An 8,625-nucleotide genomic window follows, 5' to 3' on the forward strand; every position below is an offset into this window, starting at 1 on the left:
ATGATGTATTACCCCTTAGTACCACCAGCAGTTAAACCAGACACAAAGTTCTTTTGTAAGTAGAAGAACATGATTGAGATTGGTAAGGCAATTAATAAGGCCCCTGCCGCGAATAGGGTTACCCGTTGTTCACGGGGATTGGTAATAAATTGTTGTAACCCGATGGCTACGGTATAGTTTTCTGGTGATCGTAAGATAAAACGGGCTAGCATGTATTCACCAAACGGAGTCATAAATGCCCATAAGGCTTGTACTGAAATCATTGGTCGAACAAGTGGTAAAACAATTTGACCAAAAGTCCGTAAATGACCAGCACCGTCCAATTTAGCAGATTCATCTAGGTCAATTGGTACTGTATCAAAATACCCTTTCATCAACCATGAGTTCATCGGAATTGATCCGCCGACATAAGCAAAAATCAAAAACCATAACTTATCTAATCCACCCACTTGTAAAGCCATTACATAAAAGGCTGTTAAAGCGGCAGTTGTTGGTACCATCTGAACAATGATGAAAAATTTTAAGGATTGTTTTCGCCCAGAAAACCGGTATCTTGAGTAAGCATACCCTGCTAGCGTAATGATTGTTACCTGTAGCGCCATCGTAATGACTGCAACGATTAAGGTATTGATGTACCACTGACCATATTGGGTTTGTGTAAACAATCTTTCAAAGTTACTCAAGGTAAACTGACCTGAGAAGTCCAAGTTAAAGGCAATTAAGTTTCCACCCCTAAAGGCTGATGTAATCGTAATCAGCAAGGGATAGATAATGATGATTGCCATAAAGACTAAGAAGGCATAGGTAAAGAATTTGGTCCAAAATCGACCGCGTTTTTGCGTATTTGCTAATTTTTTCTCAGCCATGGCTTAATCCTCCATTTCAAAAGCATTGGTATATTTAAAGATAATCAATGAAATCACAATGACAATCGTTGAGATGATAATGGTAATCGCAGATGATACGTTATATTGTGGCGATTGCCCAGTCGTCAACTTGTATACCCATGAAATCAAGATATCCGTTGTCCCGGCATTATTACCAACAGAACCCGGTCCACCTTCATTAAATAGGTAAATCATTGAGAAGTTGTTAAAGTTTCCGGTGTATTGCGTGATTAATACCGGTGCCGCAACAGATAGAATATGTGGGAAGGTAATAAACCGGAATTTTTGGATAGGTGAAGCCCCATCAATTGAAGCTGCTTCATACCATTCACCCGGAATAGATTGTAGAATCGACGTGGTTAATACGTAAATATATGGGAAACCAAGCCAACCTTGAATAGAAATTAATGCCACTTTAGTCCAGAATGGGTCCGTTTTCCAAGCTAATGCAGGAATTTCCAAGAAAGGAATCAAATTGTTGATAAACGGAATTACCTGTGAGTTTATGGCCCCTGCTGATGGGTTAAACATATTGGAGAACGTCAAAATTGAGATGAAGGCGGGTACTGCCCATGGTAACAATAAGATAACGCCAAAGAAGCGACGGAATTTGATGAAGGGTTGATTCATCAGAATCGCTAGGAAAAAACCCAATCCCACCTGCAAAGTTGTAGCAAATAGGGTCCAAATGACTGTCCATGAAAATACTGCACCAAACGTTTCTCGATAAGTTGCTAAGGTAAAAATAGAATTAAAGGTTTCCAACCCTGTCCATTCTATAAGTTTAGCTGGTGGAATATGTTGGAAATCATAGTTAGTAAAAACGATTAAAATCGTTACGACTACAGGGAATACAATAGCAAATAACATTAAAATATAAGCGGGGATGGTTAATAAATAAGGGAAACCTGATTCGTAAAGGTTGTTTAAAATATCCTTAGCAGAACGGTTGACCTTATCTGGGTTAATAGCATTTAATTTAGCCACATTTCGGGCATCCCACATTTGTACAGCGTAGAAAATAATAAAGATGACAGTTATTAATAATTCAAGTACCCCTTCAATTAAGAGGAAGAGGGAATGATCTTCACGAGGTGTTACCCCAAGCGTAACCAAACCGTTAAAGGCATCAAAGCCAAAACTGAATAAATGGAGAATATATAAGGCAAAAATGACTAAAAAGATGACGCCTTTAAGTACTTGCTTATTTAAAAATTGTCCCCCACCAGGAATGATTGAAGCCAGTGTTGCTTTATTGATCTGACTCTTTTGCTTGGAAGTGAAGTTCACTTTTTTTCTTTCTTTTGCAGTTTTAACCACTGCAACCAACTCCTTCACTAGAAAACCATGACAGGTATCATAGATTCTTTTTGTTTAATGGTTCATTACTTAAACATTTATGCCACTTCTTAGAATAAAGAAGGATGGCTCAGCGATGATTACTAAACCATTAGCTAAACCATCCACAATTTTTCAAAGATGTGTCACTTAGTATTTTTGTGCAATGTTATCTGCAATCACTTGAACAGCGTCGTCAGCTGATTGTTGTGCAGATTTTTTACCTGACACCGCATCAAACATCATTGTTTCAGCACCTGTCCATACTTCTGCCATTTCTGGAATATTAGGCATTGGTACAGCATCATTATATTGTTCGATAACAGCAATCGCTAATTCATTTTCACCTGCATCCACAATTGTCTGACGAGCTTGTTGGTTAGCTGGTACTTCTGAGTTAAATTCATGTAGGCTATTCATATTCTCTTCAGTTGTCACATATTCTAACCATTGTTGGGCAGCTTCTTCATTTTCAGTATAGCCTGAGATAACCCAACCCTTACCACCACCGAATGTTTGGTAAGCTTCACCATTTGGCAATGTTGGGATTGCAGCAACGCCGTAGTCAACACCACCTTCTTGGTAAGAAGCTGCAGACCATGGTCCGCCGATTACTGCAGCTGCATCGCCAGAGATGAAGGTTTCATCTACGAAGCTACCAGCTGAAGTTGTATCCAACATACCTTCTGGCCATTTTTCGTACCATGTTTGTGCGTATTCAATCCCTTCAACAGCACCTGGAGTATTTAAACCGATGTCAGATGTGTCTGTACCGTCTTGTCCAAAGATATAACCATCATACCCAGCAATTAGACCGTACGCAGAATAGAAGTCAACCCAATTTGCTAAGAAGCCAGTGTTTTTGCCTGATTCAGAAGAGTAGTCATATGCTGAATCTTCTGATAAGGCTTCCAACTCTTCAAATGTTGTTGGGGCAGTATCGATTAATTCTTTGTTGTAGTAAAGGACTAAGGCTTCAACTACATAAGGCATACCGTAAATTTCATCATTAGCTGTTACTTGACGCTCGTCTGTTTCGTCATAACGACCATCATCTGGCAGTGTTACTGGTAATAAATGTCCTTGAATACCTAGGTTTCCAATCCGGTCGTAAGGGGCGATTGTCACGTCTGGCGCAATCCCTGCTGGACCATCTAATGAAAGTGAATCTAATGTTTCAAACATTTCACGTTCAACAACTTCAACATCAATCCCTGTCTCTTCTTCAAAGGCTGGGGCAATTTCGTTTACGTAATCTATATAGTCAGCACCGACAGATACTTGTAAGGTGCTACCGCTTGCGCTTTCAGATCCACCATCTGAACTTGCAGATTCTTCGCCTCCATTCCCACATGCCGCAAGTACTAGGGCAGCTGATACCGTTACTAAACCAAAAGCCGTTTTCTTCCACTGCAATTTATTCATTTACTTTTCCTCCTAAAATACAAAACTCAATGTAATCGCTTGCAAAGATTATTGCATATGCTTATCTTCTTTGCAACCGTTTTCGTAATTAATTTATAATATTTTTTTACTTTTAATATATTGCAAAAAGCTTTTTTCATTAATACGCTTAATCTACACTAACTAAGTAAGTTCCTGGTCTCATATATATGTCACCGCATTCAATTTCTGCAATATTGGTTAGTACAATTTTTGTGTTTTTATTTACTGCGATTTTCAGGTCTTGACTACCCTGGTTAAAATATGCCCGTAGGGTTTGTCCATGATAAACCTTTTTAAAAGCTAATATTCGATTACTTGGCAAGTCATGTACCCAATCTAAGCTGGCAAAGTGAATGAGATCTCTGTAATTCTGCCGCATTTTTATAAGTTTTTTAGTAAACTTTAACATCTCTAGATCTTGCTTATCCTTTTCCCAGACCATGCATTTGCGATTATCTGGATCATCACCGCCATCTAAGGCGATTTCTGTACCATAATAGATACAAGGCGTACCAGTTTGTAAGAACATAAAAACGAGTGCTGACTGCACCTTATCCCTATCATATTTAGCCCTTGTCATAATCCGTTCTGTATCGTGGGAATCCAGTAAGTTAAATTGAACCTGATTGGTTTGTTCTCGATAAAGCATTTGCTGGCTGCTTATTCTATCAATAAATTGGTGATTAGTCATAGCATTTTCAATTGTATGATCCTGTATTACTGGTCCAAAGAAAAAGTCTTTGATTTGGTCTGTCATCGGATAATTCATGATTGCATGAAACTCATCCCCTTCAAGGAACCGTTGAGCTGAATGCCAAATTTCACCTACAATATAGAAATCTGCCTTCAAGTTAATGCAAGTCCGGTGGAAATCTTTCCAAAATTGATGGTCTACTTCATTGGCAACATCTAATCGCCAACCATCAATATCATAAGTTTGAATATAATGACGAGCCACTCCTAATAAATAATCTTTAACTTGTGGATTGGAAGTATTTAACTTAGGCATATGTGGTTCAAAAGCAAAGGTTTGATAAGTTAATTGGTGACGGTCAAATTGTTCACCACTACTATAATCTACTGCTTCAAATGCTTTTACAGGAAATTCTTGAATATAAAACCAATCACTATAAATCGAATCTTCTTGATTTGCTAATACATCCTGCCATTGCTTAGACGTATAGCCGATATGGTTAAAAACAGCATCTAACATAACCCTTATACCACGAGCATGAGCTTCATTAACCAATTTCTTCAATATTTTAGGATTGCCAAACGCTGGGTCAATTGTCATATAGTCGCTTGTATCATACTTGTGATTTGTGTCAGCTTTAAAAATAGGCGTCAAATAAATACCTGTAATTCCCAAATCCTCCAAATAGTCCAAATGATCGATAACCCCCTGTAAGTCACCTCCATAGAAATCATCATGACGTGGATGCTTTCTAGCTCCCCAGGGTAAGGTGTTTTTTGGGTCATTAGTAGGATCTCCATTCGCAAATCGTTCAGGAAAAATCTGATACCAGACCGTGTCCTTTACCCAAGTTGGTTTTTTTACTCGGTCACTTTCATGAAAGTATGGTAGACGGAAATATGCATTTACTTGCTTCAAAATTTCCTGATCATCTATTGGATAAACCCCGCGATCACAATAAAATACCTGGTCCCCGTTATTCCCTTGAACACGAAATGCATACGCCAAACGATTAGGCGCTAATTGCCATTCACACTGCCAATAGTCATGTATATCACTCGTAGCAACCTTAGCCATAGCTTGACCTGTCTGATACCAAGCCTCTGAATAATGTAAATAAGTATCTCCCGCTAATAAATCTACTTTTACCACGTCATCTTTCTTTGTACGCAAGCGGATATGAACAGTATCTTCAGTATATAAATAAGCAAATTCACTTTCTGGACGATGGTATAAAGCTGCTAAATCCAATAATTTCCCTCTTTTCTCTATCTTTAATTAGAATATCACGATTTAAGAAAGCGATTACATTAGTGATTAGAAAAATAGCTAATGGCTTGTTAACCATTAACTATCTTCCCTCTATATATTCATTTCTATCTAAGAAAGAATCTCTCCTGCTTTCTGACCACCATCAATTGGTTGATCAGTTTCTGATAAGTCAATTTGTTCAATAGCGTCTGAATTGGTTACCACTACGATTACTGTTTTTTCTTTACCTGCTTCTTCAACCGCTTGTAAGTTGATTTCACCAATCACTTGTCCAGCAGTTACTTCTTGATCTACCTCAATTGTTAAACCAAAGACTTCTGGATCAAAATTATTTGTATCAATCCCCATATGTACTAATACTTCTAGACCATCACTTGTTTGAATACCAATTGCATGATGACTTGGGAAAATCGATACAACTTTACCAGCTACAGGTGCGTAAACTTTCGCTGAGCTTGCACCCGCTTTAGGTTCGACAGCGTAACCATCTCCCATCATTTTTTCAGAAAATACTGGGTCACTTACAGCAGAAATATCCAATAATTGCCCAGATACTGGTGCAAAGATAGCTGTTTTTTGACCAGATGCCGTACTTTTTCCAGTCGCTTCAGCAGGATCATCGACCTTTATTTCCCCTGTCACCTTATCAGAAGGTGTCGGAACAGGTGCACCTGATTCTAATAAGTCATTAATATCAGATTTTAAAATGTCAGATTTTGGTCCGTAAATTGCTTGTACACCAGTACCGCGAACCATTAAGCCCATAGCACCAGCTGCTTTCCAATACTCATCACTAGCTACTTTTTCAGTATCCTTAACTGTTACACGTAGCCGCGTCATACAAGCGTCTACAAAGTCGATATTTTCACGGCCACCTAATAAGTAGATTACATCTGCAATTTGTTGTTCACTAGCGTTTGAGGCAATTGATGAAGCGTTCCCTTCTGATGCTTTACCAGCTTCCTCTCCGCCTAATCCTTCCTCATAGTTCCCTAAACGACCAGGAGTTGCGTACTTGAATTTCTTAATCATGAAGTTTGCAATAAAGTAAGTTAATACACCAAAGACTAATGTCACAATAATGAAATTGATGACATCCCCCATTATTCCTGCTTGCGCTGATAACGGAATACGGGTAAGAAATTCAATAACACCAAATGAATGGACACGTAGATTTAACACATCCGCCATCGCAAATGCTGCCCCTTGAATTACTGCATACACCACATATAGAGGCATTGCAATAAACATAAACATATACTCTAAAGGTTCAGTTACCCCAGTAAGGAAAACAGCAGCTGCAGCTGAAATAAACATTGGTTTATATTTATCTTTCTTATCTTTGTCAACGTTACGATACATCGCATAAGTTAATCCCATCAAAGTACCAGATGAACCAATCATTTGTCCTACTTTGAAACGAGCAGGAACCCAATTTTCTAGTACAAATTGATAATTTTGTGTGTCACCAGCATTGTTGAAGTTTGCCAAGTCAGTTGCCCAAGCTAACCATAATGGATCTTGACCAACAACCTGTGCACCCGCTTGCGCTCCAGTTAAAATTTCATAAGTACCACCAAGTTCGGTGTAGTTAATTGGGATGGTTAACATGTGGTGTAAACCAAATGGTAATAGTAACCGTTCTAAAGTACCAAAGATAAACGGTGCTAAAATAGGCGCACTATCTTGAGATGAAGCAATCCATTGACCGAATGCATTAATCCCTGATTGGATTACTGGCCAAACTACAGCTAAGCCTAAAGCAGTTGCTAAAGACCATGCAATCACAACAAATGGGACGAAACGCTTCCCATTAAAGAAAGATAATACTTCCGGTAGTTCTCGATAATTATAATATTTATTGTAGGCACTTGCTCCAATAAAACCAGAAATAATCCCTACAAATACACCCATATTTAAAGCCGGCGCTTCTAAAACGCTTGTAAAGTAACCTTCAACAGGAATCGTTTGACCAAATATAGTACTGGTTACTGCGGCTGGATCAGCTAACATTTCAGCTGTTACGCCAAATAGTGCACCGGTAATACGATTAATTAAGACAAAAGCAACAGCTGCTGCAAAAGCCCCACCTGCACGTTCTTTAGCCCAAGAGCCACCAATTGCAATGGCAAATAATAAATGTAAATTACCGATAATGGCCCAACCAATTGATTCTAAAACGCCACCCGTAGTCACTAAAATACTCATGTTTTCAGCAAATAAGGGAATCGTTTTACCAATAGATATCATTAAACCTGCAGCTGGCATTACTGCAATAACAACCATCAAGGCTTTCCCAAACTGTTGCCAAAATTCGAATGTAAACAGTCTCTTCATTTTTAAGCTCCTTTACTCAAATTATTTGATAACGATTTCATATCTTAAAGTAAATTATACACCCCAAAACGTTTTTGTGCAACCGTTTGCATTAACTTTTTATTATTTATTTATGATAAGCAAAAAAATGTCCAATAATCTCTCACGATTTTTGGTTCCATAATAAATAGTGCTGGCGACAATGCCTAAGAATTGCTCACCAACACTATTTATATAAAGCCATATAAAACCATATTGGAGATCAAAAAAGACCGTAAGAGCATATCGCTCTCACGGCCTTTTTATTGGTATTTAGCTTTTATTTACTAAAAACTTACCTACCTATTTCTTCTTACGTTTCTTAGAATTAAATAGTGTACCTAATCCTAATAATTGTAATAATGCTGCAATACCGTATGCTGAACCGCTAGAAGCCATACCAGCATCAGGTAATTCATTAGCAGATTGTTGCGTTTCATTTGATGTAGTTGATACTGATTCTGATGTCGTAGCATCTGTAGTCATATCTTCAATATTTTCAGAAGATTGTTCTTTAGCTACTTCATCATTTTCATGGTCTACTTTAGCAGATGGGAAACTATTTGGATCTTTTGGATCTGTGCTAGCTTCTTTTTCTTCCTCATCTGTGTAGCCATCGTTATCATCATCTGG

The 8,625-nt window shown here is 38.2% G+C and carries 6 protein-coding genes; all 6 read right to left on the minus strand.

Features of this window, described 5'->3' with window-relative positions; all coding sequences use genetic code 11:
• Positions 1–8: 8 nt before the first annotated feature.
• A complete protein-coding gene (locus tag HMPREF3116_RS05465; RefSeq protein WP_070468181.1) occupies positions 9–866 on the minus strand; it encodes a sugar ABC transporter permease in 858 nt (285 codons plus the stop codon).
• 3 nt (positions 867–869) lie between these two features.
• Positions 870–2,177 (minus strand): carbohydrate ABC transporter permease, encoded by a 1,308-nt coding sequence (locus tag HMPREF3116_RS05470; RefSeq protein ID WP_070468186.1) that lies wholly within the window; start codon positions 2,175–2,177, stop codon positions 870–872.
• Between the two features lie 198 nt (positions 2,178–2,375).
• Positions 2,376–3,650, minus strand: a complete 1,275-nt coding sequence (locus HMPREF3116_RS05475; RefSeq protein WP_070468182.1) for an extracellular solute-binding protein — start codon at positions 3,648–3,650, stop codon at positions 2,376–2,378.
• Between the two features lie 148 nt (positions 3,651–3,798).
• On the minus strand, positions 3,799–5,616 hold the full coding sequence (locus tag HMPREF3116_RS05480) for a glycoside hydrolase family 13 protein (protein WP_070468183.1): 1,818 nt from the start codon (positions 5,614–5,616) through the stop codon (positions 3,799–3,801).
• A gap of 129 nt (positions 5,617–5,745) precedes the next feature.
• Positions 5,746–7,974, minus strand: a complete 2,229-nt coding sequence (locus HMPREF3116_RS05485) for a PTS transporter subunit IIBC (protein WP_070468184.1) — start codon at positions 7,972–7,974, stop codon at positions 5,746–5,748.
• Between the two features lie 321 nt (positions 7,975–8,295).
• Positions 8,296–8,625, minus strand: a 330-nt coding sequence (locus HMPREF3116_RS08975) for a thrombospondin type 3 repeat-containing protein (RefSeq protein WP_168125793.1), incomplete at its 5' end; no start/stop codon positions are given.

The sequence above is a fragment of the Aerococcus sp. HMSC10H05 genome (genome assembly GCF_001806975.1).
Taxonomy (GTDB): Bacteria; Bacillota; Bacilli; order Lactobacillales; family Aerococcaceae; genus Aerococcus; species Aerococcus viridans_B.

Coding starts and splice junctions, on each gene's coding strand:
- HMPREF3116_RS05465 (WP_070468181.1), bottom strand. CDS start 866: ATGGCTGAGAAAAAATTAGCAAATACGCAAAAACGCGGTCGATTTTGG.
- HMPREF3116_RS05485 (WP_070468184.1), bottom strand. CDS start 7,974: ATGAAGAGACTGTTTACATTCGAATTTTGGCAACAGTTTGGGAAAGCC.
- HMPREF3116_RS05475 (WP_070468182.1), bottom strand. CDS start 3,650: ATGAATAAATTGCAGTGGAAGAAAACGGCTTTTGGTTTAGTAACGGTA.